The following is a 24,072-nucleotide window of genomic DNA, read 5'->3' as shown; positions in this document are numbered from 1 at the left end:
GAATCCTTCCTAGTTCGTCGGTTGATCAAATGCCTTGGCCGGGCAGCATGGCGGCCATCGAAACCATGTTGGTCTCGTGAACCGTCACCGCACCGCGCAGGTGGCGCTTGTTCTTGGTGGTCTTCTTGGTCAGGATGTGACGCTTGAAGGCTTGACCGCGCTTGACGGTGCCACCGGGACGAACGCGGAAGCGTTTCTTCGCGCTGCTCTTGGTCTTCATCTTGGGCATGTGAATGCTCCTTTTACTTGTGCTCGCAAGGCGCCGGGAATCCTTCCCGAACTTGTTGGCCTTCGAGGCACTTCTTCATCCCGCCACCCGCGCCTTGCGGCGCCGGCGGCGAAATCCTTTGCAGGCAGGCGAAGCTCGCGCTTCAGGCCTGGCCGGACGTTGCCGGCTCGGCGGCCTTGGGAGCCGCCCCACCCTTCTTGCGGCCCGGCGCGATCATCATGATCATCTGCCGGCCTTCCAGCTTGGGGAACTGCTCGACCACGATGGCGTCGCCCAGTTCGTCCCGGATGCGCTGCAGCAGGGCCAGGCCCAGCTCCTGGTGCGTGATCTCGCGACCGCGGAAGCGCAGCGTGATCTTGCACTTGTCGCCGTCGTCCAGGAAACGCCGGATGTTGCGCATCTTGATGTTGTAGTCGCCATCGTCGGTACCGGGCCGGAACTTGACTTCCTTGACCTCGATGACCTTCTGCTTCGACTTCGCCTCGGCGGCCTTCTTCTGTTCGAGGAACTTGAACTTGCCGTACTCGATCAACCGGCAGACCGGCGGATTGGCGGCAGCAACCACCTCGACCAGGTCCACGTCGTGCTCGCCGGCCAGACGCAATGCCTCGGAAAGGCTCACAACGCCCAGGGCCTCGTTTTCGGGTCCGAACAGGCGAACTTCCGGGGCCATGATTTCCCGGTTCAGGCGGTGTTGGCGTTCCTCGCGTTGGCGACGGTCGCGAAATGCAGTAGCGATGGCTTCAGTCCTTCATCAGATGCTACAAATTCTGTAGCTAACGCCGTTGTTGGCACGCACCCAAGCAAAGCGCAGGCCCGGCAGGAAAGCCGGACCTGAGGGTTGTCAACGCTTGCTGGAGATGTCGTCGGCGATCTTTTGGGAGAACGCCTCCACCGACATGACACCGAGGTCGACATTGCCTCGGGCGCGCACCGCGACGGCACCGGCTTCCTTTTCCTTGTCACCCACGACGAGGATGTAGGGAAGCTTTTGCAGCGAATGCTTGCGTATTTTATACGTGATCTTCTCGTTCTGCAGATCGAGCTGCACCCTAAACCCTTGATGGCGCAGCGTTTTCGCAACTTCCGCAGCATAGTCGGCCTGCCCATCCGTGATGTTCAGCACCGAAATCTGCACCGGCGCGAGCCAAACAGGCATGGCGCCGGCGTGGTGCTCGATCAGCATGCCGATGAAACGCTCGAGGCTGCCGACGATGGCTCGGTGCAGCATCACCGGATGGGCGCGGCCACTCGACTCCGTCACATACTCGGCGCCCAGGCGCTCGGCCATGTTGAAGTCCACCTGCATCGTGCCGCATTGCCACTGGCGGCCGATGGCGTCGCGCAACGTGTACTCGATCTTGGGGCCATAGAAGGCCCCATCGCCCGGGGCGATGACGAAGTCCACGCCCGATCGGCGCAGCGCTTCCATCAGCGCGCCTTCGGCCTTGTCCCAGAGCTCGTCGGAACCGATGCGGTGCTCGGGGCGCGTGGCCACCTTGTAGAGGATGTCCGTGAAGCCGAAGTCCGCATACACCTTGAGCAACTGCGACGTGTAGGCCACGCATTCCTCGAGGATGTGGTCCTCCGTGCAGAAGATGTGGCCGTCATCCTGCGTGAAGCCGCGCACACGCATGATGCCGTGCAGGCCGCCCGAGGGCTCGTTGCGGTGGCACTGGCCGAACTCGCCGTAGCGCAGCGGCAGTTCGCGGTAGCTGCGCAGGTCGCTCTTGAAGATGAGCACATGGCCGGGGCAGTTCATCGGCTTCAGCGCGTAGTCGCGCTTTTCCGACTCCGTGACGAACATGTTCTCGCGGTAGTTCTGCCAGTGGCCCGTCTTCTCCCACAGGCTCTTGTCGAGGATCTGCGGGCCCTTCACTTCCTGGTAGCCCGTGTCCTTGTAGACCTGGCGCATGTACTGCTCCACGGCCTGCCACAGGGCCCAGCCCTTGGGATGCCAGAAGACCACGCCGGGTGCGACGTCGTCGATGTGGAACAGATCGAGTTCCTTGCCCAGCTTGCGGTGGTCGCGCTTCTCGGCCTCCTCGATGCGCTGGATGTACTGATCGAGTTGCTTCTTGTCGGCCCAGGCCGTGCCGTAGATGCGCTGCAGCTGCTCGTTCTTGGCATCGCCGCGCCAGTAGGCGCCGGCCAGCTTCGTAAGCTTGAAGACCTTCAGAAAGCGCGTGTTGGGCACGTGCGGTCCGCGGCACATGTCCACATATTCCTGGTGGTAGTACAGGCCCATGGCCTGCTCGTCGGGCATGTCCTCGACCAGGCGCAGCTTGTAGTCCTCGCCGCGGGACTTGAACACCTCGATCACCTCGGCGCGCGGCGTCATCTTCTTGATGACGTCGTAGTCCTGGGCGATCAGCTCCCTCATGCGCTGCTCGATGGCGGCCATGTCGTCGGGCGTGAAGGGGCGCTCGTAGGAGATGTCGTAGTAGAAGCCCTCGTCGATCACCGGGCCGATCACCATCTTTGCCGTCGGATAGAGCTGCTTGACCGCATGGCCGACCAGGTGGGCGCAGGAGTGGCGGATGATCTCAAGCCCTTCCTCGTCCTTCGGCGTGATGATCTGCAGGCGGGCATCGTGGTCGATGAGATCGCTGGCGTCCACCAGCTTGCCGTCCACCTTGCCGGCCACCGTGTTCTTGGCGAGACCGGGGCCGATGGACTGGGCCACTTCGGCGACCGTCACGGGACCGGGGTATTCGCGGCGGGAGTTGTCGGGGAGCGTGATCTGGATCATGGGAAACCTCGGAGCGGAAAACAAAAAAGCGCGGGGGTGAGCCGCGCTTCGTGCTGGATGAGCGAGCCGGACCTGCCGGCGCTGCGCGGGCCTACCGGCCGCTTCCTTCGGAAAGCGGACCGAACGATTCGGTGCCTGTAGTTCGCGGTGTCATAACCAGATTGCCTTTCTCGCCCTTGTTGGTGGACAGACGGTGGCCGGCGATTGTAGCGGGCCCTCGCCTCGAGGCGCCGATGCACAACGCACTGCCAAAAAGGATGAAGGCGCTTTCGCAGGCCACAAGAGGCCGCGCCAGTCCAGCGCGCGCCCAAACCCGCACGCCAGAAGCAAAAAGGGCCCGGCCAGTGGCCGAGCCCTGCTCCCTGAGCAAACCTGCTGAACCGATCAGTGGAACTGCTCTTCCTCCGTCGAGCCCGTCAGCGCCTTCACGCTGGACGAGCCGCCCTGGATGACGGTGGTCACGTCATCGAAATAACCAGCGCCGACCTCCTGCTGGTGCGACACGAAGGTGTAGCCCTTCTCGCGCGCGGCGAACTCGGGCTCCTGCACCATCTCGGTGTAGTGCTTCATGCCTTCGCCGCGGGCATAGGCATGGGCGAACTGGAAGGTCTGGAACCAGTTGATGTGGATGCCGGCCAGCGTGATGAACTGGAACTTGTAGCCGAGGGCCGACAGGTCTTCCTGGAACGAGGCAATCTGCTTTTCGTTCAGGTTCTTCTTCCAGTTGAACGAGGGCGAGCAGTTGTAGCTCAGCAGCTTGCCTGGGCAGGCGGCATGCACGGCCTGGGCGAACTCGCGGGCGAAGCCGATGTCGGGCACACCGGTCTCGCACCACACCAAGTCGGCATAGGGCGCGTAGGCGACGCCGCGGCTGATGGACTGCTCCAGGCCGTTCTTGACGCGGAAGAAACCTTCCTGCGTGCGTTCGCCCGTCAGGAAGGGCTTGTCGTTGGCGTCGTGGTCGCTGGTGATCAGGTTGGCAGCCTCGGCGTCCGTGCGGGCCAGCACGATCGAAGGCACACCCATCACGTCAGCGGCAAAACGCGCGGCGATCAGCTTCTCGACGGCCTCCTGCGTGGGCACCAGCACCTTGCCGCCCATGTGGCCGCACTTCTTGACGGCGGCCAGCTGGTCTTCGAAGTGCACGCCTGCAGCGCCGGCCGCGATCATGTTCTTCATCAGCTCGAAGGCGTTGAGCACGCCGCCAAAGCCGGCTTCGGCATCGGCCACGATGGGCAGGAAGTAGTCGACGAACTCCGCATCGCCGGGGTTGATGCCACGGCCCCACTGGATCTCGTCGGCACGCTTGAAGGTGTTGTTGATGCGGCGGACCATGGTGGGCACCGAGTCGTACGCGTAGAGCGACTGGTCGGGATACATGGTCTCGGATGTGTTGCCGTCGGCAGCGACCTGCCAGCCCGACAGGTACACGGCCTCCAGGCCGGCCTTGGCCTGCTGCATGGCCTGGCCTGCGGTGATGGCGCCGAAGGCGTTGACGTAGCCCTTCTTGGCACCGCCGTTGATCTTCTCCCACAGCTTCTCGGCGCCGCGCTGGGCCAGCGTGTATTCGATCGGCACCGAGCCGCGCAGGCGGACCACGTCGGCGGCGCTGTAGCCACGCTTCACGCCCTTCCAGCGCGGGTTGGTCGCCCAGTCCTTCTCGAGGGCGCTGATTTGCTGGTCGCGGCTGAGTTGTTCGGTGATGGCTTGAGGCATGGTGCTGGACTCCAAGGTTGCAATGCGTGGTCGGAAGGCTCGGCGGCGAGATCGCTGCTTGGCCTCTACTGTACGAGCACCTCTTGTGTCTTATGTCTTATATAAGACTTTTTTTAATCCAATGAATTCAATGAGTTAGAGAACGAATTCCGCATCAAGAAATCAACTTCTTTGTCATGAAAGACGAAAGTGCGTCCGTCCACCGCCTCATCTCACCATGAGAAATGCCTTTTCCTTGCGTGGAAGGCGAAGCCCCTGGCCATCGAACGGCGGCCACGCGTAAACCCACAGGTGCACCGCGGGCAAAAAGACGGAGCCTTGACCTCATGGAGCCATCGCTCATCCACGCCCTTGTCGCGCCTGCCAATGCGTGATCCAGTCGCCGGAAGGAATCACCGGCGTCCCGCGGACATGCCGGGGATGGATCTCGTAGACCAGGCACGTGACCTGCCGGCCCCCGTTGAGCGCAACCGACACGTGGCGCCGGCGGTACTCGCCTTCGTCGTCACCCTGGACCTCCTCCAGCGCATCGAGTGCGCGCTCGACCTCCGGCGCGACCTCGTACACCTCGCCTACGACCAGGCCGACTCCCCCGAGTACCACACCCGGATACGGCCCCAGGTCGTGCAGTACACCGGCGATGCAGCCTGTGCCGCCGAAGCGCGGGGCCGGTGGTCCGAAGCGATGGATGTCATTGCTGCCCCCGCGCCGCAAGGTGCCATAGACGAACACGGTGCGTGGCTGCGCCGGGGAGCGATCCGGAAGGAAGGTGTTCAGGGGCTCAGGCATGATCGACCGCCCCGCGCGCGCAAGCGCTAGCGCGGGGCATGAAGGAAAGAAAGAACAGTCTAGTGACGCCCTCCTCTGCGCCGACCTCGTCCCATCGCCTGCTTTCCTATGGTTGCCTGGCGCTCAGCATGACGCTCGTCGGCAGCTATGTGGCGCTGTCCAAGCCACTGGTGGCGACCTTTCCCGTGCTGCTGCTAGCCTGGCTGCGCTTCGGCATCGCCGCACTCGCGATGCCGCACTGGCTGCGCAAGCCCGCCGACGAGCAGCCGATAACCGGGCGAACGCGCGGGCTGGTGTTCCTCGAATCCTTCCTCGGCAACTTCCTCTTCTCCATCTTCATGCTGTTCGGTGTGCGCATGACGAGCGCGGTCTCGGCGGGCGTGATCATGGCGGCCATTCCCGCGATGGTGGCCATCGGCAGTTGGCTGTTCCTGCGCGAGCGCATCGGCGCGCGGGTGGTGGCAGCCATCGGCTGCGCCGCCGCGGGCATCGGCCTGCTGGCGCTGGCACCCCATCAGGCCCATGCGGATGCCACGGGTGGTGGGCCTGCCATGCCGTGGCTCGGCAACCTGCTGGTGTTCTGCGCGGTGCTGTGCGAAGCGGCCTATGCGGTCATCGGCAAATCGCTCACGGGTCGGCTGGGGCCTCGCCGCATCTCCGCACTGATCAACCTGTGGGGCTTTGCGCTGAGCACCCCGTTTGGCGTCGCGCTGGCCTGGCACTTCGACTTCGCCGCGGTTCCGGCGGGCATGTGGATGCTGCTGGTGGCCTACGCCCTGGCGGCCAGCATCTGGACGGTGTGGCTCTGGATGACCGGACTGAAGGGCGGCGTGCCAGCCTCGCAGGCCGGTGTGTTCACGGTGATGTTGCCGGTGGCGGCGGCGCTCGTGGGCGTGTTCGTGCTCGGCGAGTCGCTGTCGGCGTTGCAACTGTTGGCCTTTGCTGCCGCGCTGGCCGGCGTCGTGCTGGCCACATGGCCTTCGCGCAGCAGCCGGACGACGCAAACGCAGCTTTGAGCGACGCGGGCCTGTTTCTCTCGGAAAAAAGCAACGCGCCCCTTTGAAAAGCCTTGTTCTCCCTTGGAAAGGCGTTTCTTCTCCATTAGCATCAGGGACACCCAGGAAGACACCGTTTTCATTGGGAAGACTGCATCTATCCAACGACAAGGACTCAACCATGGCAACTGCAAAGAAAGCTCCGGCCAAGGCGCCGGCGAAGAAGGCCGCCGCGCCCGCCAAGAAGGCGGCCCCGGCGAAGAAGGCGGCTCCAGCCAAGACGGCCGCCGCACCGGCGAAGAAGGCGGCCGCCAAGAAGGTCGCGGCCAAGCGCACCCCCAACGCCGCCTTCATGAAGGCCCTCACCCCCAGCCCCGCGCTGGCCGCCGTGGTCGGCAGCACCCCGCTGCCCCGCACTGCCATCGTGAGCAAGCTGTGGGACTACATCAAGAAGAACAACCTGCAGGACAAGGCCAACAAGCGGATGATCAACGCCGACGCCAAGCTGAAGGAAATCTTCGGCAAGGCCCAGGTCTCGATGTTCGAACTGGCCTCGCTGATCGGCTCGCACGTCAAGTAAGACGCGCCTTCCGGCCAGCAGAAAGGGACGTGCAATGCACGTCCCTTTTTCTTTGCCTATCGGGCCTGACAGTGGGCCTGGATCGAAAAAGCCGACACCCGGCCGTTCAGCACGTCAGCCAGCAGCCGCGCCCTTGGCGATGGCAGCCTCCCGGATCGCGCCGAGCGTCGTGCGCGTAGTGATCACTTCGGGGTCGAGCGGAATCTCGATCAGCGTGCCGGTCGGCGCCTCCAGCGCGCGCAACAACGCCGCCTCGAAGTCCTCTGTGCGCGTCACGCGTTCCGCCGCATAGCCGTAGGCGCGGGCGAGTGCGCAGAAATCCGGATTGCCCAGGGCCGTCCCGCTGATGCGCGTGGGGTACTCGCGCTCCTGGTGCATGCGGATGGTGCCGAACATGCCGTTGTTGAGCAGCACCACGATGCTGCGGCCACCGTGCTGCATGGCCGTGGCCAGTTCCTGGCCGTTCATCAGAAAGTCGCCGTCGCCCGCCACGGTGAAGGCCACCCGGCCCGACACGATGCTGGCGGCGATGCCCGCCGGCACGCCGTAGCCCATCGCGCCGCTGGTGGGCGCGAGCTGCGTCTTGAAGCCCTTGGCCAGGCCATGGTGGCGAAAAAAGCGGTGCATCCAGCTGGCGAAGTTGCCGGCGCCATTGGTCACCACCGCATCGGCGGGCAGGCGCTTCTGCACGACGCCGACGATGGCGGCCATGTCGACAGGGCCGGGCAGTGGTTGCGGCACCAGGTTGGCCTCATAGCTGGCGTGCAGCTGCTGCGCCCAGCCGGCCCAAGGCACCTCCGGCGGGGCGGTCAGCACTTCCAGCGCACGGGCCGCGGCATTCATGGTGGTGTTGAACGCCAAGTCGGCCTGGTACACGCGGTGAAGCTCTTCCCCGCTGGCGTGGAAATGCACCAGCTTCGGGCGACTTCGCGGCGCCTCCAGCAGCGTGTAGCCGCCCGTGGTCATCTCGCCCAGCCGCGGACCGATGGCGATCACGAGGTCACTCTCGCGCACATGCGCCGCCAGGCGCGGGTTGATGGCGATGCCCACGTCGCCGGCGTAGAGCGGATGGTGGTTGTCGAAGGTGTCCTGGAAGCGGAAGGCATTGGCCACCGGCAGTTGCCAGTTCTCGGCAAAGCGCTGCAGCGCCTGGGCGGCCTGCGGCGTCCAGCCACCACCGCCCACAATGACGAGCGGCCGCTCGGCGGCCAGCAGCATCGTGCGCAGGGTGCGAAGCGCGCCCGGGTCGGCCCAGGCCTGCGGCGGTTCGACGCGCGGCGACGGACGGGCAGTCGTGGGCGCCCGCAGCATGTCCTCGGGCAGCACCAACACCACCGGGCCCGGGCGGCCGCTCATCGCGGTCGCGAAGGCACGGGCCACGTACTCCGGCAAGCGATCGGCATCGTCCACGCGCTCGACCCGCTTGGCGAAACCCTTCGTGCTGGGACCGAAGAAACTGGCGAAGTCCACCTCCTGGAAGGCCTCGCGGTCGCGGAAATCGCTGCCCACATCCCCGACCAGCAGCACCATCGGCGTCGAATCCTGGAAGGCGGTATGCACGCCGATGGATGCGTTGGTGGCGCCCGGCCCGCGCGTCACGAAGCACACGCCCGGACGCCCGCTCAGCTTGCCGTGGGCCTCGGCCATGAAGGCGGCACCGCCTTCCTGCCGGCAGGCCACGAAGCGGATCTGCGCCTCGTGGTCATGGAAGCCGTCGAGCGCCGCCAGAAAGCTTTCGCCCGGCACGCCGAACACATGGGAAACACCTTGGGCGACGAGGCATTCGACCAGCAGATGGCCGGCGGGACGGGAAGCGGTCATGAGGTGAAGTGAGGCGCGGGCGCCGGAAGCTGCAGAAAGTTGGGCGATTATCGGCAGCCCGCGTTGCCGGCGCGCTTAGTTAACCATATAGTGAATTAGAAGATGAGCGACGATCCCACCCTCTCCGAAACGCGCCTGCGCGATGCCGACCGCTCGCAGGCCGCCATCCTGCTGGCTGCGCGCGAGGAGTTCGCCGGACACGGCCTTGCCGGCGCACGGATGGACCGTATCGCCGAACGCGCCGATGTGAACAAGCGCCTCATCTACTACTACTTCGGCAGCAAGGACGACCTGTTCCTGGCCGTGCTCGAACGCGTCTATGCCGACATCCGGACGGCCGAGCAGCAGCTGCACCTGGACGAGGTCGAACCGGTGGAGGCGGTGCGGCGCCTGATCTCCTTCACCTGGCACTACTACCTGGAGCATCCGGAGTTCATCACCCTGCTCAACAGCGAGAACCTGCACCGCGCCGAGCATCTGCGCCGCTCCGACCGCATCCAGGAGATGAACTCGCCGCTGGTGCAGCTGCTGGACGGCGTGGTCGAGCGAGGCCGCCGTTCGGGCGTCTTCCGCGCGGGCGTTGACCCCATCCAGCTCTACATCTCGATCGCCTCGCTGTGCTACTTCTACCTGTCGAACAACCACACGCTCTCGGCCATCTTCGGGCGTGACCTGCGCGCGCCCAAGGCCATGGCGCAGCGGCTGTCGCACATGACGGAACTGGTGCTGGGCTACCTGATGCACTGACCCGGGTATCTACCGACGAGGACGCGTTGACGGCGCGAGAGCCTCGGAGACAGAATCTCCTAAATTCACCAATTGGTGAATAAAAACAGGAGACAAGACCGATGCGCTTCGTTGCCGGCGCCGCCCTGGCGGCCGCTTTCACCCTGTCCGTCGCCCCGGTGCCCGCGCTGGCCGAGGCCGCCTACCCCAGCAAGCCGATCCGCGTGATCGTGCCCTTCGCGGCCGGCAGCACCACCGACATCATTGCCCGCGCCATCACCGACAAGATGAGCCAGAGCATGGGCCAGCAGCTGGTCATCGACAACCGCGGCGGCGCGAGCGGCACCATCGGGCAGGCGGCCGTCGCCTCGGCCGCGCCGGACGGCTACACGGTGATGATCCATTCGTCCTCGCACACCGTCAGCCCGTCCACCTTCGCCAAGCTGCCCTTCGACACGGTGCGCGACTTTGCGGGCGTGACACCGATCTCCTCGCTGTCGAATGCGCTGGTGGTGTCGCCGCAGAAGGGCTACCGCACGCTGGGCGATCTGCTGGCCGCCGCGCGCGCCCAGCCGGACAAGCTCAACTTCGCCTCGGCCGGCCAGGGCAGCGCCACGCACCTCAATGCCGAGAAGTTCAAGCTGGCGGCGCGCATAGCTGCGACCAACATTCCCTTCAAGGGCTCGGCCGAGGCCGTCACCGAGGTGCTGGCCGGCCGCGTCGACTACTACTTCTCGCCCATCGCGCCCGTGATCGGGCAGATCCGCGAAGGCCAGTTGCTGGCCCTGGCGGTAGGATCGCCGCAACGCGCCAGCGCCCTGCCCGACGTGCCGACCACGGCCGAAGCCGGCGTGCCCGGCTCCGAATTCAACTTCTGGATCGGCATGATGGCCCCGGCCAAGACACCGCGCCCCGTGATCGAGCGGCTGCATGCCGAGGTGCTCAAGGCCCTGGCCACGCCCGAGGTCAAGGAGCGCTTCGCCAAGCTGGGCGCCGACACCTGGACGCTCAAGCCCGAGCAGTTCGACGCCTACATCAAGGACGAGATCGCCAGCAACGCTTCGGTGGTCAAGGCCGCCGGCCTGGCGGCCCAGCAGTGACGTACGGCGGCGGCGCCGCCGCCCCGGCCCCTTCCGCCTTCCAAACCTCGAGGAGCGAAGTCCCATGATGGACGCGTACGACGCCGCCTATTACCGGCACCATGGCCACCTGACGGTCAATGGCGTGTTCACCCCGACCGAGATGGATGCCGTGGTGCACGACATCGAGGCCTGGGGCGAGTCCTTCCTGGGCGCCCTGCCGCCCGAGCAGCGCGCCTGGTACGTCGACGGCGGCGTTCAGGCCCGCACCGTGTTGCGCAAGCTGGACAACCCCCACACCCAGCGCATGGCCGTGCAGGCCCTGGCGCGCGACCGACGACTGCTCGATCTGGTGGAGACGCTGATCGGCCCGGGCGTGTCGGTGTACTTCAGCCAGATCTTCTTCAAGCCGCCCGAAGGGGGTGGCCCCAAGCCAGCGCACCAGGACAACTTCTACTTCGGCCCCGAGGATCCGGAGGGCATGGTGACCGCCTGGATCGCCCTGGACGATGCCACGCTGGAGAACGGCTGCCTCTACTACGGCGACGGCACCAACCTGGGGCCGGTGTACGAACACTTCGCGCCGGAGAACGAGCCCTACAACCTGCAGGTGCCGCACGAGATCCTGGACCGCCAGCCGATGACCCCCGCGCCGGTGCGCAAAGGCGGGGTGAGCTTCCACCATGGCAACACCTTCCACTACTCCGGCCCCAACCAGAGCCGCCACTGGCGCCGGGCCTGCGCGCTGCACTTCGTGAGCAACACCAACCATTTCGCGAAGCCGGCCCTGCCCTATGACCACTCGCTGAAGCTGCAGGTGTCGTGATGGATGGATCGCCCCCCTCTGCCCGCCCGCGCTTCGAGCTGCAACGCTGGCTCATGCATCCGGCCACGCGCCCCGTCTGGCTGCTCGTGCTGCTGCTGTTGCTGTGGGACCTGGCCGTGCGCATCTTCTCGATCCCCCCCTACCTGATCCCGCCCCCGGCCGCCGTGGTCAAGCAACTGGTGGCCGAGTGGCCCATGCTGCTGCAGCAGAGCCTGCCCACGCTCTATGCCACGCTGGGTGGCTTCATCGCCTCCGCGGTGATCGGCGTTCCGATCGCGATGTGGATCGCCTATTCGCGCACGGTCGAGAGCTTCGTCTACCCGCTGCTGGTGTTCTCGCAGTCCGTGCCCAAGGTGGCGGTCGCGCCGCTGTTCGTCGTGTGGTTCGGCTTCGGCCTCGTGCCCAAGGTGATCGCCGCCTTCCTGCTGGGCTTCTTCCCTGTGGTCGTTTCCACGGTGCAGGGCTTCAAGTCGGTCGAGCCGGACGTGATCGACCTGGCCCGCTCGATGGGCGCCAACCCGCTCAAGATCTTCCTCAAGTTCCGGTTGCCGCAGGCCCTGCCGGCCATCTTCAGCGGCCTGAAGGTGTCGGTCACGCTGGCCGTCGTGGGCGCGGTGGTGGGCGAATTCGTCGGCGCCAACTCCGGCATCGGCTTCGTGCTGCAGCGCGCCACGGGCACCTTCGACCTGCCGCTGATGTTCGCGGCGCTGGTGGTGCTTTCGATGATGGGCGTGCTGCTGTTCCTGGCGGTCGAGGTGGTGGAGCGCTGGCTCATGCCCTGGCACGCCTCGCAGCGCCACGACCTGCAAGCCACGGCCTGATCGGCGCCGCACCCTTTCGCCTTCGCAACCCCTCAAGGAGACACTTCGCATGGAACGTCGACATCTTCTGCGCGCGGCGGCCACCGCCGCCCTGGCCGCCAGCCTGGCTGCGCCTGCCCTCGCCCAGCAGCGCGACAAGGTCACGCTGCTCCTGAACTGGTACGTGTACAGCGAACACGCGCCCTTCTTCATCGGCAAGGAGCGCGGCTTCTACGCGGACGAGGGCATCGACCTCGACATCCAGGAGGGCCGCGGGTCCGCGGTCTCGATCCAGGCTGTGGCGGCCAACTCGGCCACCTTCGGCTACGTGGACGTGCCGACCATGATCAAGGCCGCCACCAAGGGCGCGCCGGTCAAGGCGGTGGGCGTGGCCCTGCAGGTCAGCCCCATGTCGGTGATGGGCCTGGCCGAGAAGAACATCAAGACGCCCAAGGACATCGTCGGCAAGACGGTGGCCATGACGCCCGGCGATTCGATGAGCCAGATCTGGCCGCTGTTCCTGAAGAAAACCGGCCTGCAGGAAGGCCAGTACAAGGTGGTCTCCGGCGATGCGCAGACCAAGCTCAACGCCGTGATCCACGGCCAGGCCGACCTGCTGCTGGGCTACCTGATGGACCAGAACATCAAGGTGCAGGACGCCACCAAGAAGCCGGTGCAGGTCATCCGCTTCGCCGACTACGGGGTCAACCTGATCAGCTCGGGCATCGTGACCCACAAGGACACGCTGGCCAACAAAGGCGATCTGGTGCGGCGCTTCATGCGCGCCACCACGCGTGCCTTCGAAGCCACAGAGAAGGAGCCGGAGGCCGCCATCGATGCGATGCTCAAGGCCAACAGCAAGGCCGGCCAGCGCGACACCTTGATCATCGGCATCAAGCTCACCACGCCGCTCTATCACACGGCCGACACGCAGAAGCTGCGGCCGCTGCGCGCCTCGATGAAGGACATCGACGAGTCGCTCGACCTGCTCGTGCAGTACGGCGGCCTCGACGCTGCCCAGCGCGGCAAGGCCCAGGACTGGGTCACCAACGACTTCCTGCCGCAATGAGCGCGGCATTGGCCACCCCGAAGGCGAATCCATGAGTGCCGTGCCGTCCAACGTCGTTCCGCTGGCTCCCGGCACACACGCGGGCCGGGTGCTGATCGAGGGTCGCGGCGTGCGCAAGGTCTACCGCACCCGCGAGGGCGAGGTCGAGACGCTGCGGCCGCTGGACTTCCAGATCCGCGCCGGCGAGTTCGTCTCGGTGGTGGGGCCTTCAGGCTGCGGCAAGAGCACCCTGATGAAGATGGTGGCGGGCCTGCTGCCCATCTCCGGCGGCGAGCTGCGGCTGGCGGGCAAGCCGGTGACCGGACCGCAGACCGACGTCGGCATCGTGTTCCAGAGCGCACTGCTGCTGCCCTGGCGCAGGGTGATCGACAACATCCTGCTGCAGGCCGAGATCCGCGGCATGCCCATGGCCGCGGCCCGCCAGCGGGCCGAGTCGCTGATCGCCATGGCGGGCCTGCAAGGCTTCGAGCACAAGTACCCGTGGCAGTTGTCGGGCGGCATGCAGCAGCGCGTGGCCATCCTGCGCGCCCTGCTGCACGACCCGCCCGTGCTGCTGATGGACGAGCCCTTCGGTGCGCTGGACGCCATGACCCGCGAGCGCATGAACCTGGAGCTGCAGCGCATCTGGCAGGCCTCGGGCAAGACGGTGCTGCTGATCACCCACAGCATTCCGGAGGCGGTGTTCCTGTCCGACCGCGTGCTGGTGATGAGCGAGCGGCCCGGCCGCATCGCCGCCACCTACGACATCGACCTGCCACGCCCCCGTCCGCTGGACGTCATGGGCACCGAGGCCTTCGCCGCCTACGCGCGCCAGCTACGCGCGCACTTCTACGCGCAGGGCCACCTGGATGCGCACTGAGGCGGGTTCTTCGTCGGCCGGCGTCGGTCTGCCGCTGCGCGTGCGGCGGGTGGAGGCCGGCGTGCGCGACATGCGGCTGCGCCTGCCCTTCCGCTTCGGGCAGGTCACGCTCACCCGCTGCCCGCAGCTCTTCGTGCGGGCCGAGGTCGAGGTGGCCGGCCACGGCAGCGCATTCGGCCATGCCGCCGAAATGATGGTGCCGCGCTGGTTCGACAAGCGCTCCGAGCGCGATGCCGCCCACAACATCGCCGACCTGGCCACCGCCTTCACTCGTGCCGCGCAAGCCTACGAGAACGACAAGGCGGCCAGCGCCTTCGGCCTCTTCGAGCGGCACTGCGGCGTCCTGGCCGCTGCAGGCCGATCCGCTGGCGAGACCGCCCTGAGCACCACCTTCGGCCAGGCCGTGCTGGACCGCGCCGTGCTCGACGCCCTGTGCCGCGCCGCCGGGTTGCCGGTGCACGAGGCCCTGGCGCGCAACCTGCCGGGCCTGGCCGACACGCCCCTGCTGCCCGACCTGGCCGGCTGGGACTGGAACGGCTGGCTGCGCACGCGCCATCCGGCTGCCACGCTGCAGGCCCGCCACACCATCGGCATGCTCGATGCGCTGGACGAAGAGCCGGCCGGCGTCGACGCCCAGGCACTGCCCGCCACCCTGCCCGCGGTGATCCGCCGCTACGGCCACCGCTTCTTCAAGATCAAGCTCGGCGGCGACCCGCAGGCCGACCTCGACCGGCTGGACGCCGTGCTGGCTGTGCTGGACCGCCTCTGCCCGCAGCACCGCTACACGCTCGACGGCAACGAACAATACGCCGACATCGACCGCCTGGCGCAACTGGCCGACGGCCTGCGCACGCTGCCGCGCGTGGCGCAGCGGCCGCAGGCACTGCTCTACCTGGAGCAGCCGCTGCCGCGCGACGGCAGCTTCGTCGACGGTCTGGCGGCATTGCGCCTGCCCGTTCCGCTGCTGCTGGACGAGGGCGATGCCGCGCTGGGCAGCTTCGTGCAGGCGCGCGCCGCAGGCTGGGCCGGCATCTCCAGCAAAGGCTGCAAAGGCATCTGGAAGGCACTGGCCAATCGCGCGCGCCGCGAGCAGCAGGCGAGCGCCCATGGCACGCCGCCTTTCCTTTCGGCCGAAGACCTCACCTGCCAGGCCGGCCTGTCGGTCCAGCAGGACCTGGCCTGGGCCGCCCTGCTCGGCCTCACGCATGCGGAGCGCAACGGCCACCACTACGTGGATGGCTTCGGTACCGCACCGGATGCCGAAGCCCAGGCCTTTGCCAAGGCCCACCCCGATCTGTACGAGTGCAGCGCCGGCCGGCCCCGGCTGGCGATCCGCGAGGGCGCCATCGCGCTGGACTCGCTGTTCGCCCAGCCTGGCTTTGCCACCGGCGCCCTGCCCGACTTCGACCATCTCGCACCGCTCGACCACGCGCCGTCGATGGTCTGAGCCGCCCCTTTCCCTTGCCATTTCTAGAGAGGAGCCTTCCATGGCCACACAACGACTCGGACTGATCATGCACGGCGTCACCGGACGCATGGGCATGAACCAGCACCTGATCCGCTCCATCTGCGCCATCCGCGCGCAGGGCGGTGTCCAACTCGCCAACGGCGACCGCGTGATGCCAGACCCCATCCTCATCGGCCGCAATGCCGACAAGATCGCGGCGCTGGCCCGCGCCCATGGCATCGAGCGCTGGGGCACCGACCTGGATGCCGCGCTCGCCAACGCGGACGACACCGTCTTCTTCGACGCAGGCACCACGCAGATGCGCCCCCAGCTGCTGGCCAAGGCCATCCGCGCCGGCAAGCACGTGTACTGCGAGAAGCCCATCGCCACCAACCTCAACGAGGCGGTGGAGATCGCGCGCCTGGCCGACGAGGCCGGTCGCACCAAAGGCATCAAGCACGGCGCCGTGCAGGACAAGCTCTTCCTGCCCGGCCTGCGCAAGCTGGACATGCTGCGCCGCGCCGGCTTCTTCGGCCGCATGCTGTCGGTGCGGCTGGAGTTCGGCTACTGGGTGTTCGAAGGCGACCTGCAGCCCATCCAGCGCCCCAGCTGGAACTACCGCAAGGAAGACGGCGGCGGAATGATCCTGGACATGATGTGCCACTGGCGCTACGTGCTCGACAACCTCTTCGGCGAGGTGAAGTCGGTCAGCTGCCTGGGCACCACGCACATCCCCAGGCGCTGGGACGAGGCCGGCCAGCCGTACGAGGCCACCGCCGACGACGCGGCCTACGCCACCTGCCAACTCACCGGCCACAACGGCGAGCCAGTGATCGCGCAGATCAACATGAGCTGGGTCACGCGCGTGCGCCGCGACGACCTGGTGACCTTCCACGTCGACGGCACCGAGGGCTCGGCCGTCGCCGGCCTGCAGAGCTGCCGTGCCCAGTCGCGCGTGGCCACGCCGCGGCCAGTGTGGAACCCGGACATCAAGCAGACGATGAACTTCTTCGACCAGTGGCAGGAGATCCCGGACGTCGAGACCTACGACAACGGCTTCAAGATCCAGTGGGAACACTTCATCCGCCACGTGGTGGAAGACGCGCCCTACAAGTGGACCCTGCCCGAAGGCGCCAAGGGCGTGCAGCTGGTGGAGGCCGCGCTCGACTCCTGGAAGGAGCGGCGCTGGATCGACGTGCCGCCGCTCAAGGTCTGATGGTCGCCGAACCGAGGTACACGCCATGGCCCTGACCCTTCGCCTGCCCGACGCCGACGGCCGCCTGGCCCCCTACACGCTCAGCGGCGCCGCGCCCGTGCAGCCGCAGCCGGGCGCACGCTTCAACCGCATCGCCTACTCGGCCGCGCACGTCGTGGCCGACCCGCTCGCGGCCATCGACCCGTGGCTGCAATGCGCCGTCGACTGGGACGCCACCCTGGCCTACCGCCGCCACCTGTGGTCGCTGGGCCTGGGCGTGGCCGAGGCCATGGACACGGCCCAGCGTGGCATGGGCCTGGACTGGCCCACGTCGCTGGAACTCATCGGCCGCTCCATCGACGCCGCGCGCGACGTGCCGGGCGCCTTCCTCGCCTCCGGCTGCGGCACCGACCACCTGGATCTGGCCGAGGTGCGCAGCGTGGACGACGTGATCCGGGGCTACGAGACGCAGATGGCCGCCATCGAAGCCCTGGGCGGCAAGCTGATCGTGATGGCCAGCCGCGCGCTGGCCCGCGTGGCGAAGAGCCCCGCCGACTATGAGCGCGTGTACGACCGGGTGCTGAGCCAGGCGAAGCAGCCGGTGGTGCTGCACTGGCTGGGCGACATGTTCGACCCTGCGCTGGCCGGCTACTGGGGCACCACCGATGTGGATGCCGCCATGGACACGGCCCTGGGCATCATTGCCGCGCATCCGCACAAGGTCGATGGCATCAAGATCTCGCTGCTCGACAAGGACAAGGAGATCGCCATGCGCCGCCGGCTTCCCGCCGGCGTGCGCATGTACACCGGCGACGACTTCAACTATGCCGAGCTGATCGCCGGCGACGGCGCCGGCACCGAACCCACACACGGCAAGAGCGATGCGCTGCTGGGCATCTTCGACGCCATCGCGCCGGCAGCGAGCGCGGCGCTGGCCGCACTGGCACAGGGCGACACGGCGCGCTTCCACGAGATCCTGGCGCCGACGGTGCCGCTGTCGCGCCACATCTTCCGGGCGCCCACGCGCTTCTACAAGACGGGCGTGGTCTTCATGGCCTGGCTCAACGGCCACCAGTCGCACTTCACCATGGTGGGCGGGCAGCAGAGCACGCGCTCGCTGCCGCACCTGGCCGAGCTGTTCCGCCTGGCCGACGCGGCGCACCTGCTGGCCGATCCGGAACTGGCGGTGCGGCGCATGAAGGCACTGCTGGCCACGCACGGGGTGGAGGGCTGATGCGCGACCTGTCGCAGGACAGCCGCTGGCTGTCGATCAACACCGCCACCCTCCGCCGCCAGCGCGGCGCCGAGGTGCCGCTGGCGCGCATCATCGACCAGTGCGCCGAGCAGGGCATCCGCGCCATCAGCCCCTGGCGCGACCAGGTGGCCGCGGCCGGCCTGGAGGCCGTGGGCAGACAGCTTCGGGCGCTGGACATGGAGCTGTCGGGCTACTGCCGCGGCGGCTTCTATCCCGCGGCCGACGCCGCCGGCCTGCGCGCCGCGCTGGACGACAACCGCCGCGCCATCGACGAGGCCAAGGCGCTGGATGCGCCCTGCCTGGTGCTGGTGGTCGGCGCGCTGCCCGGCGCCCTGGAAGGCAAGCCGATCCACAAGAACATGGCCCGCGCCCGCGGCGAGGTGCGCGATGGCATCGCGGCCTCGCTGGAGTACGCGCGCAGCGTCGGCATGCCGCTGGCCATCGAGCCGCTGCACCCGATGCAGGCCGCGGAACGGGCCTGCGTCAACACGCTGGAGCAGGCGCTGGATCTTTGCGATGAACTGGACCCGGGCCGCACCGGCATGCTGGGTGTGGCGCTGGATGCCTACCACTGCTGGTGGGATCCGAAGCTCGAAGCGCAGACCGCACGCGCTGGCCGGGACCGCCTGCTGGCCTACCACGTGTGCGACTGGCTCACGCCCACGCGCGACCTGCTCAACGACCGCGGGATGATGGGCGACGGGGTGATCGAGCTGCAGCAGCTGCGCGGCTGGGTCGAGGCGGCAGGCTACGCGGGGCACTGCGAGGTGGAGATCTTCTCCACGCAGGACTGGTGGCAGCGCGACGGGGAAGAGACGCTGCGCATCTGCATCGAGCGGCATCGCAGCGTGGTGTGAGGGGCGCGCGCCGTTCGGCCCTTCGACGCGCCCAGGGTGAACGGATTGAGGCCGCGTTACCCTCGCCCTCCGTGCCTTCCCTCCCCTCCCCCGATCCGACCCGCCGCGGCCGACGCGCCATCGGCTGCATGCTCGGTGCCATGGCGTGCTTCGTCGTCAACGACGCCCTCAGCAAGTTCGTCAGCCAGGGGCTGCCGGCCGGGCAGCTCATCTTCCTGCGCGGGCTGATGGCCACGCTGCTGGTGCTGGCCGTGGCCGTCGTGCTCGGCGAGCACCGGCGCCTGGGCGCCCTTCGCCATCCGCGCGTGCTGCTGCGCGCCGGCGTGGATGCCTGCGCGACGGTGATGTACCTGCTCTCGCTGTTCAGGCTGCCGCTGGGCAACGCCACCGCCATCAACCTCGCGGCACCGCTCTTCATGACGGTGTTCGCCGCCATCTTCCTGCGCGAGCGGCCGGGCGCGGCGCGCTGGTGGGCCGTGGGAATCGGGTTCGTCGGCGTGCTGCTGGTGGTGCAGCCGCGCGGCGACGGCTTCAACGCCTGGGCGCTGCTGTGCCTGGCGGCGACGCTGTTCCATGCCACGCGTGACCTGCTCACCCGCGGGCTGGATCCGGCCATTCCCTCCATCGTGGTCACGCTCTCCACCGCATTGGCCGTCACCCTGCTGTCGGGCGCGCTGTCGGTGGCCGAGGGCTGGCAGCCGGCCACGGCCGGGCAGCTCGGGCTGCTGGCGCTGTCTTCCGCCTTTCTGGCCACCGCCTACTTCCTGCTGATCCAGTGCATGCGCCAGGGCGAGGTGTCGCTCACCGCGCCCTTCCGCTATTCGGCCCTGCTCTTCGCCGTGGGCCTGGGCTACGCTGTCTGGGGCGACGTGCCCAATGCCTGGGCCTGGGCCGGCATCGCGCTGCTGGTGGGCTCGGGCCTGCAGGTGATCCGCAGCGAGCGCAACCGCCAGCCGGTGCGCACGCTGGAGGCGCAGGCGGAATGAAGGCGACAGCAAGGGCTTTGACCCGCTCCTAGAATCCGCCCGCGGCCACCCTCGGGTGGCCGCCAAGCGTTCTCAGGGCAGGGTGAAATTCCCTACCGGCGGTCATGGTGGAAGGCGACTTCCGCACGAGCCCGCGAGCGCCCGCCGCTGCAGCCTTGACGGGCCGTAGTGGCGGGGTCAGCAGATTTCGGTGCGATTCCGAAGCCGACGGTCACAGTCCGGATGAAAGAGAGCGCGAGATGCGGCCAGGCCCCTGGCCGCGTGCGGCGCCATGCCGTGCGCGGTCTGCGGGTCGGGCGCGGCTTTTCGTGCGTGTTCTCGATGCCCTGATTCAGGCCCACCCTTTGTTCAAAGGTAACACCATGAGTCAGCTCAACGACCTTCCCCTCCAGATCCTGCCCGCCCTGGGCGACCGGCGCATCGCGCTGGTCGAGGCCCAGTGGCATGCAGACATCGTCCACCAGGCGCGCGACGCCTTCCTCGCCGAGATGGAACGCCTGGGCGTGCCCGCCTCGCAGATCGACATCTTCGACGTCCCCGGCGCCTTCGAGATTCCCCTGCATGCCAAACGCCTGGCTCGAAGCGGCCGCTATGCCGCGGTGGTGTGCTGCGCGCTGGTGGTCGACGGCGGCATCTACCGCCACGAGTTCGTGGCCAGCACCGTGGTCGAGTCGCTGATGCAGGTGCAACTGGAGACCGAGGTGCCGATGATCTCGGCCGTGCTCACGCCGCACCACTTCCACGAGCACATCGAGCACCGCAAGTACTTCCACCGCCACTTCGCGGTCAAGGGCACCGAAGCCGCCGAGGCCTGCGTGAAGACCATCGCCGGACTTTCGCGGCTGGACGCGCTGCTGGCCGCCTGAGGGCGCGCAGTCGCGGGGCGGCCTGGCGGCGGGCCGCCCGAGCCTTGCGTCGGCTCAGCGATCCGCCAGCGCCAGCACGGCCGCCCACTCGGCCGGCGTGACCGGCGTGATCGACAGCCGGTTGCCCTTGCGCAGCAGCAGCATGTCGGCAAGTGCCGGCTCGGCGCGCAGTTCGGGCAGGCCGAGCAGCCGCGTCTTGCGCACCGCCTGCACGTCCAGCAGCAGCCAGCGCGGCGCATCGGGCTTGGAGGCAGCGTCGTGGTACGGCGAGGCCGCATCGAACTGCGTCGGGTCGGGCCGCACGCCCGAGGCCACGCGGGCGATGCCGGCCACACCCGGCTGCGGGCAGCTGGAGTGGTAGAAGAGCACGCCATCGCCAACCTGCATCGCATCGCGCATGAAGTTGCGCGCCTGGTAGTTGCGCACGCCCGTCCAGGGTACGGTCTGCAAAGGCGCGGTCAGGGCGTCATCGATGGAGCATTCGTCGGGCTCCGACTTCATCAACCAGTAGCGGGGACTCATGGCGGCATTGTCCGGGCTGGTGCGCGCACCGGCTCACCACTTGCAAGCATGCGTACCCCAGCGGGACAGGCGGGCTCAGGACGGGCAGCCGGCAGCGGGCCGCCGCGCGAGGCGGATGCCGTCCGGCAGTCCTGGAATGCCGCGCCGCACCAGCAACTGGCCGTCGCTCCAGATCAGCCAAGGCCGCAGTTGGCCACCGACCGGCGGCGGCAGGCTCGCGCCGTCGATGCGGCCGCGCCACTGCACGGGCGTCCCGGCGCCGCGCGCGAAGGTGGCCTGGTACGCCAGCATCGACTGACGAAAGCTGAGCTGGAAGCCGCCCGGCGCGCACCATGCGCCTTCGACCGGTGCCGGCACGCGCCAGAGAGAGATGCGCTGCGTCCGTAGACGGCCGGGACTGCGGTCGGGCAGTTCCACGGTCTGCGTCTGCTCGGCCGGCCAGCCGGACAACCCGTCCGTGTCGGAGATCACCCGCGTGCCCGGCGCCAGACGCAGCAGCGCCGGACGCAACTGCTGCTGCGATTCGGGCGGGAGGTGCATCACGATGACGCTGGCGCCGGTGAGGCGCGTGCGCAGGAGGTCTTCCTCGCGGAACACGACCCGGTCCGCCACGCCCGCCTGTGCCGCGCGCTGGCGGGCGCGGTCGAGCAGCTCGGGTTCGGTCTCGACGCCGGTGGCGCGCGCACCGGCCAGCGCCGCGGCCACGACCACGCGGCCTTCTGCCGTGCCCAGGTCGAGCAGATGGTCGTCGCTGCGCAGCGCGGCCATCCGGACGATGGCCTGGGCGAGCCGCTCGGCCGCCACCATCGATGCCACGGCGGCTCCATCGCCCCGCGGCTGCGCCACGACCGTGGGCACCGCGGCCATCGCCGCGGGCCCAAGCAGCAGAAGCAGGAGAGGTCGGCAGCGCATCCGGCCAGTATGGTGGGAATAATTCCCGGATGCCAAGCAACGACGCCACGATCTATCACAACCCCGCCTGCGGCACCTCGCGCAACACGCTGGCGATGCTGCGCGAGCGGGGCATCGAGCCCACGGTCATCCACTACCTGAAGACACCGCCCGACCGCGACACGCTGCGGCGCCTGTGTGCGGACAGCGGCCTCGGCGTACGGGGCGTGCTGCGCGAGAAGGAGGCGCTGGCCGCCGAACTCGGCCTGCTCGATCCCGCCCGCAGCGACGAGGCGTTGCTGGATGCGATGCTGGCCCACCCGGTGCTCATCAACCGCCCGCTGGTGGTCACGCCGAAGGGCACGCGGCTGTGCCGGCCCAAGGAGGTGGTGCTGGAGATCCTCTGAGTGCCGTCGCCCGGTGTCGGGCGAAAGCGCGACAGCGACGGCACGGCGGATCGGTCGGCGGCGGCCTGGAAGTCCTCGCCGTGTTCCTGCGGCCTGCAGTGCCTGCCCGTGGCGCGGGAAATTCAGGCCGAAGCCGGCGTCAGCAGCTCGCGCCGCGCCCGGCGCACGTTGAAGGCACTGGCGATCAGCACGGCCTGCACCAGCGCCAGGCCCAGGATCACGCTGGTGTACTGGCCGGCGTCCATCAGGCGGCCGAAGATCAGCGGCGCCACCGCCTGGCCGATGTCCAGGCCCGCGTACACCACGCCGTAGACCCGCCCGCTGGCATTGGCCGGCGTCGAACGCTTGACGATCAGGTCGCGCGAGGGGCCGGCGATGCCCGAGGCGAAGCCCATGGCGCCGAACAGCACCGGCACCACCGCGGGCGGAAAGCTCGCCAGGCCCAGCACCAGCGCCAGCACGGCGGCGATACCGAAGCCCGCCCCCACGATGCGCTCGCAGCGCGTCGGGTCCGAGGCCAGAAAGCCGCCCAGCACCATGCCCACCGAGCTGGCCACCATGTACACCGTCACGCAGATGGCCACCAGCGCCACCGGCACCTCGTGCAGCCGGCCCGCGGCCTGCGGCGCGAAGGTCTGCACCACGCTGATGACCATGGCGTAGAAGAAGAAGAAGCCGAAGCACATCCAGACCGCCGGGATGCGCAGGAAGGCGAAGGCGCCCTCGGTACCCGGGCCCTGGCCCGTGGCCTTCTGCACCGCCTTGACGTCCAGCGCCAGCGCGGCGCGGCCGAACCACAGCACCACCAGCACTGTCAGGGCCAGGGCACCGGCGCTGGCCAGCGCCACGCGCCAGGAGAAGGCAATGGCCAGCGGCACCACGAAAGCCGGCGCCAGCGCCCAGCCCAGGCTGCCGGTGATGCCGTGCACGCTGTAGGCATGGCCCAGGCGGGTGGGCGCCACCTTGCGGTTGAACAGGGTGTAGTCGACCGGGTGGAAGACGCCATTGCCCACGCCCGCCACGATGGCGCTCCCGACCAGGCCCCAGTAGTTGGGCGCCATGGCGTACCCGAAGGCCGCCAGCCCCAGGCAGCCGAGCCCCACGAAGAGCACCGGCCGCGGCCCCAGCTTGTCGACGATGAAGCCCGAGCCCGCCTGTACCGCACAGGAGGTGACGAAGAACACGGTCAGCACCGCACCCAGCTCGGTGTAGCTGACGCCGAAGGCGTCCTTCAGCCAGGGGAAGAGCGGCGGCAGGATCAACTGGCTGAAATGGCTGATGGCATGCGCCAGGCCCACCAAGCCGATGAGGGTGGCATCGGAGCGCAGGGACGTTGAGCCGCCGGAGGGCGACGAGGAAGCAGTGGTCATGGCAGCGGGCCGCGCGTCCCGGGGACGCGGCAGGC

The 24,072-nt window shown here is 68.1% G+C and carries 23 protein-coding genes, 1 pseudogene and 1 riboswitch; of the genes and pseudogenes, 15 read left to right on the top strand and 9 right to left on the bottom strand.

Going from position 1 to position 24,072, the window contains the following annotated elements; all coding sequences use genetic code 11:
• Window positions 1-25: 25 nt before the first annotated feature.
• The 5 genes from rpmI to ABIC63_RS27410 form a co-directional block, all read right to left on the bottom strand.
• Window positions 26-229 (bottom strand): 50S ribosomal protein L35, encoded by a 204-nt coding sequence (gene rpmI / locus ABIC63_RS27430; RefSeq protein WP_017758898.1) that lies wholly within the window; start codon window positions 227-229, stop codon window positions 26-28.
• A 142-nt stretch (window positions 230-371) separates the two neighbouring features.
• Complete coding sequence (infC, locus tag ABIC63_RS27425) at window positions 372-968, bottom strand: translation initiation factor IF-3 (protein WP_081682094.1); 597 nt, start codon at window positions 966-968, stop codon at window positions 372-374.
• Between the two features lie 105 nt (window positions 969-1,073).
• Window positions 1,074-2,981 carry a threonine--tRNA ligase gene (gene thrS, locus ABIC63_RS27420; RefSeq protein ID WP_354322079.1) on the bottom strand — a complete coding sequence of 636 codons (1,908 nt, stop codon included), beginning with the start codon at window positions 2,979-2,981 and terminating at the stop codon, window positions 1,074-1,076.
• Between the two features lie 384 nt (window positions 2,982-3,365).
• Complete coding sequence (gene aceA, locus ABIC63_RS27415; protein WP_043113209.1) at window positions 3,366-4,697, bottom strand: isocitrate lyase; 1,332 nt, start codon at window positions 4,695-4,697, stop codon at window positions 3,366-3,368.
• A 339-nt stretch (window positions 4,698-5,036) separates the two neighbouring features.
• Window positions 5,037-5,486 carry a gamma-glutamylcyclotransferase family protein gene (locus ABIC63_RS27410; RefSeq protein WP_354322078.1) on the bottom strand — a complete coding sequence of 150 codons (450 nt, stop codon included), beginning with the start codon at window positions 5,484-5,486 and terminating at the stop codon, window positions 5,037-5,039.
• Window positions 5,487-5,614: 128 nt separating this feature from the next.
• Between ABIC63_RS27410 and ABIC63_RS27405 the strand changes: the two genes are divergently transcribed.
• Together ABIC63_RS27405 and ABIC63_RS27400 are read left to right on the top strand one after the other, a co-directional pair.
• Window positions 5,615-6,502 (top strand): DMT family transporter, encoded by an 888-nt coding sequence (locus tag ABIC63_RS27405; protein ID WP_354322077.1) that lies wholly within the window; start codon window positions 5,615-5,617, stop codon window positions 6,500-6,502.
• 160 nt (window positions 6,503-6,662) lie between these two features.
• A complete protein-coding gene (locus tag ABIC63_RS27400; RefSeq protein WP_017757410.1) occupies window positions 6,663-7,061 on the top strand; it encodes an SWIB/MDM2 domain-containing protein in 399 nt (132 codons plus the stop codon).
• Window positions 7,062-7,175: 114 nt separating this feature from the next.
• Here the strand turns inward: ABIC63_RS27400 and ABIC63_RS27395 are convergent, their stop codons facing one another.
• Window positions 7,176-8,882, bottom strand: coding sequence for a thiamine pyrophosphate-binding protein (locus ABIC63_RS27395; protein ID WP_354322076.1), 1,707 nt, complete (start codon window positions 8,880-8,882; stop codon window positions 7,176-7,178).
• 102 nt (window positions 8,883-8,984) lie between these two features.
• On the opposite strand from ABIC63_RS27395, the gene ABIC63_RS27390 reads away from it, so the two are divergent.
• From ABIC63_RS27390 to ABIC63_RS27335, 12 genes are all read left to right on the top strand, one after another.
• Complete coding sequence (locus tag ABIC63_RS27390; protein ID WP_234194945.1) at window positions 8,985-9,629, top strand: TetR/AcrR family transcriptional regulator; 645 nt, start codon at window positions 8,985-8,987, stop codon at window positions 9,627-9,629.
• A 101-nt stretch (window positions 9,630-9,730) separates the two neighbouring features.
• Complete coding sequence (locus tag ABIC63_RS27385; RefSeq protein WP_354322075.1) at window positions 9,731-10,708, top strand: tripartite tricarboxylate transporter substrate binding protein; 978 nt, start codon at window positions 9,731-9,733, stop codon at window positions 10,706-10,708.
• Between the two features lie 64 nt (window positions 10,709-10,772).
• Complete coding sequence (locus ABIC63_RS27380) at window positions 10,773-11,513, top strand: phytanoyl-CoA dioxygenase family protein (protein WP_294370302.1); 741 nt, start codon at window positions 10,773-10,775, stop codon at window positions 11,511-11,513.
• Complete coding sequence (locus tag ABIC63_RS27375; protein WP_354322074.1) at window positions 11,513-12,334, top strand: ABC transporter permease; 822 nt, start codon at window positions 11,513-11,515, stop codon at window positions 12,332-12,334. The genes ABIC63_RS27380 and ABIC63_RS27375 overlap by 1 nt, the downstream gene beginning before the upstream one ends.
• A gap of 49 nt (window positions 12,335-12,383) precedes the next feature.
• Window positions 12,384-13,382 (top strand): ABC transporter substrate-binding protein, encoded by a 999-nt coding sequence (locus ABIC63_RS27370; protein ID WP_354322073.1) that lies wholly within the window; start codon window positions 12,384-12,386, stop codon window positions 13,380-13,382.
• A 31-nt stretch (window positions 13,383-13,413) separates the two neighbouring features.
• A complete protein-coding gene (locus ABIC63_RS27365; protein ID WP_354322072.1) occupies window positions 13,414-14,241 on the top strand; it encodes an ABC transporter ATP-binding protein in 828 nt (275 codons plus the stop codon).
• On the top strand, window positions 14,231-15,688 hold the full coding sequence (locus tag ABIC63_RS27360; protein ID WP_354322071.1) for a hypothetical protein: 1,458 nt from the start codon (window positions 14,231-14,233) through the stop codon (window positions 15,686-15,688). The genes ABIC63_RS27365 and ABIC63_RS27360 overlap by 11 nt, the downstream gene beginning before the upstream one ends.
• Before the next feature lie 40 nt (window positions 15,689-15,728).
• On the top strand, window positions 15,729-16,904 hold the full coding sequence (locus ABIC63_RS27355) for a Gfo/Idh/MocA family protein (protein ID WP_354322070.1): 1,176 nt from the start codon (window positions 15,729-15,731) through the stop codon (window positions 16,902-16,904).
• Between the two features lie 25 nt (window positions 16,905-16,929).
• Complete coding sequence (locus ABIC63_RS27350; protein ID WP_354322069.1) at window positions 16,930-18,117, top strand: dihydrodipicolinate synthase family protein; 1,188 nt, start codon at window positions 16,930-16,932, stop codon at window positions 18,115-18,117.
• Window positions 18,117-18,995, top strand: a complete 879-nt coding sequence (locus ABIC63_RS27345) for a sugar phosphate isomerase/epimerase family protein (RefSeq protein WP_354322068.1) — start codon at window positions 18,117-18,119, stop codon at window positions 18,993-18,995. The genes ABIC63_RS27350 and ABIC63_RS27345 overlap by 1 nt, the downstream gene beginning before the upstream one ends.
• Before the next feature lie 71 nt (window positions 18,996-19,066).
• Window positions 19,067-19,981 carry a DMT family transporter gene (locus tag ABIC63_RS27340; protein WP_294370317.1) on the top strand — a complete coding sequence of 305 codons (915 nt, stop codon included), beginning with the start codon at window positions 19,067-19,069 and terminating at the stop codon, window positions 19,979-19,981.
• A gap of 64 nt (window positions 19,982-20,045) precedes the next feature.
• Window positions 20,046-20,219, top strand: a riboswitch (FMN riboswitch).
• A 124-nt stretch (window positions 20,220-20,343) separates the two neighbouring features.
• Window positions 20,344-20,847: a 6,7-dimethyl-8-ribityllumazine synthase gene (locus ABIC63_RS27335; protein ID WP_043112514.1), complete on the top strand. Its 504-nt coding sequence runs from the start codon at window positions 20,344-20,346 to the stop codon at window positions 20,845-20,847.
• Between the two features lie 54 nt (window positions 20,848-20,901).
• Here the strand turns inward: ABIC63_RS27335 and ABIC63_RS27330 are convergent, their stop codons facing one another.
• Together ABIC63_RS27330 and ABIC63_RS27325 are read right to left on the bottom strand one after the other, a co-directional pair.
• Complete coding sequence (locus ABIC63_RS27330; protein ID WP_294370321.1) at window positions 20,902-21,369, bottom strand: EVE domain-containing protein; 468 nt, start codon at window positions 21,367-21,369, stop codon at window positions 20,902-20,904.
• Between the two features lie 75 nt (window positions 21,370-21,444).
• Window positions 21,445-22,176 carry an SAM-dependent methyltransferase gene (locus ABIC63_RS27325; RefSeq protein ID WP_354322087.1) on the bottom strand — a complete coding sequence of 244 codons (732 nt, stop codon included), beginning with the start codon at window positions 22,174-22,176 and terminating at the stop codon, window positions 21,445-21,447.
• A gap of 134 nt (window positions 22,177-22,310) precedes the next feature.
• On the opposite strand from ABIC63_RS27325, the pseudogene arsC reads away from it, so the two are divergent.
• Window positions 22,311-22,664 (top strand): annotated as a pseudogene (gene arsC / locus ABIC63_RS27320) (arsenate reductase (glutaredoxin)); the annotation flags it as partial.
• Window positions 22,665-22,789: 125 nt separating this feature from the next.
• On the opposite strand, the gene ABIC63_RS27315 reads toward arsC, so the two are convergent.
• The gene (locus ABIC63_RS27315) at window positions 22,790-24,037 is read right to left on the bottom strand and encodes an MFS transporter (RefSeq protein WP_354322067.1); all 1,248 of its coding nucleotides are present in this window, start codon (window positions 24,035-24,037) and stop codon (window positions 22,790-22,792) included.
• Between the last annotated feature and the right edge of the window lie 35 nt (window positions 24,038-24,072).

The sequence above is a fragment of the Pseudacidovorax sp. 1753 genome, from assembly GCF_040544975.1.
Taxonomy (GTDB): domain Bacteria; phylum Pseudomonadota; class Gammaproteobacteria; order Burkholderiales; family Burkholderiaceae_C; genus Xenophilus.
The sequence above is the reverse complement of the archived record's forward strand: the minus strand, read 5'-3'. Positions and strand labels throughout refer to the sequence as shown.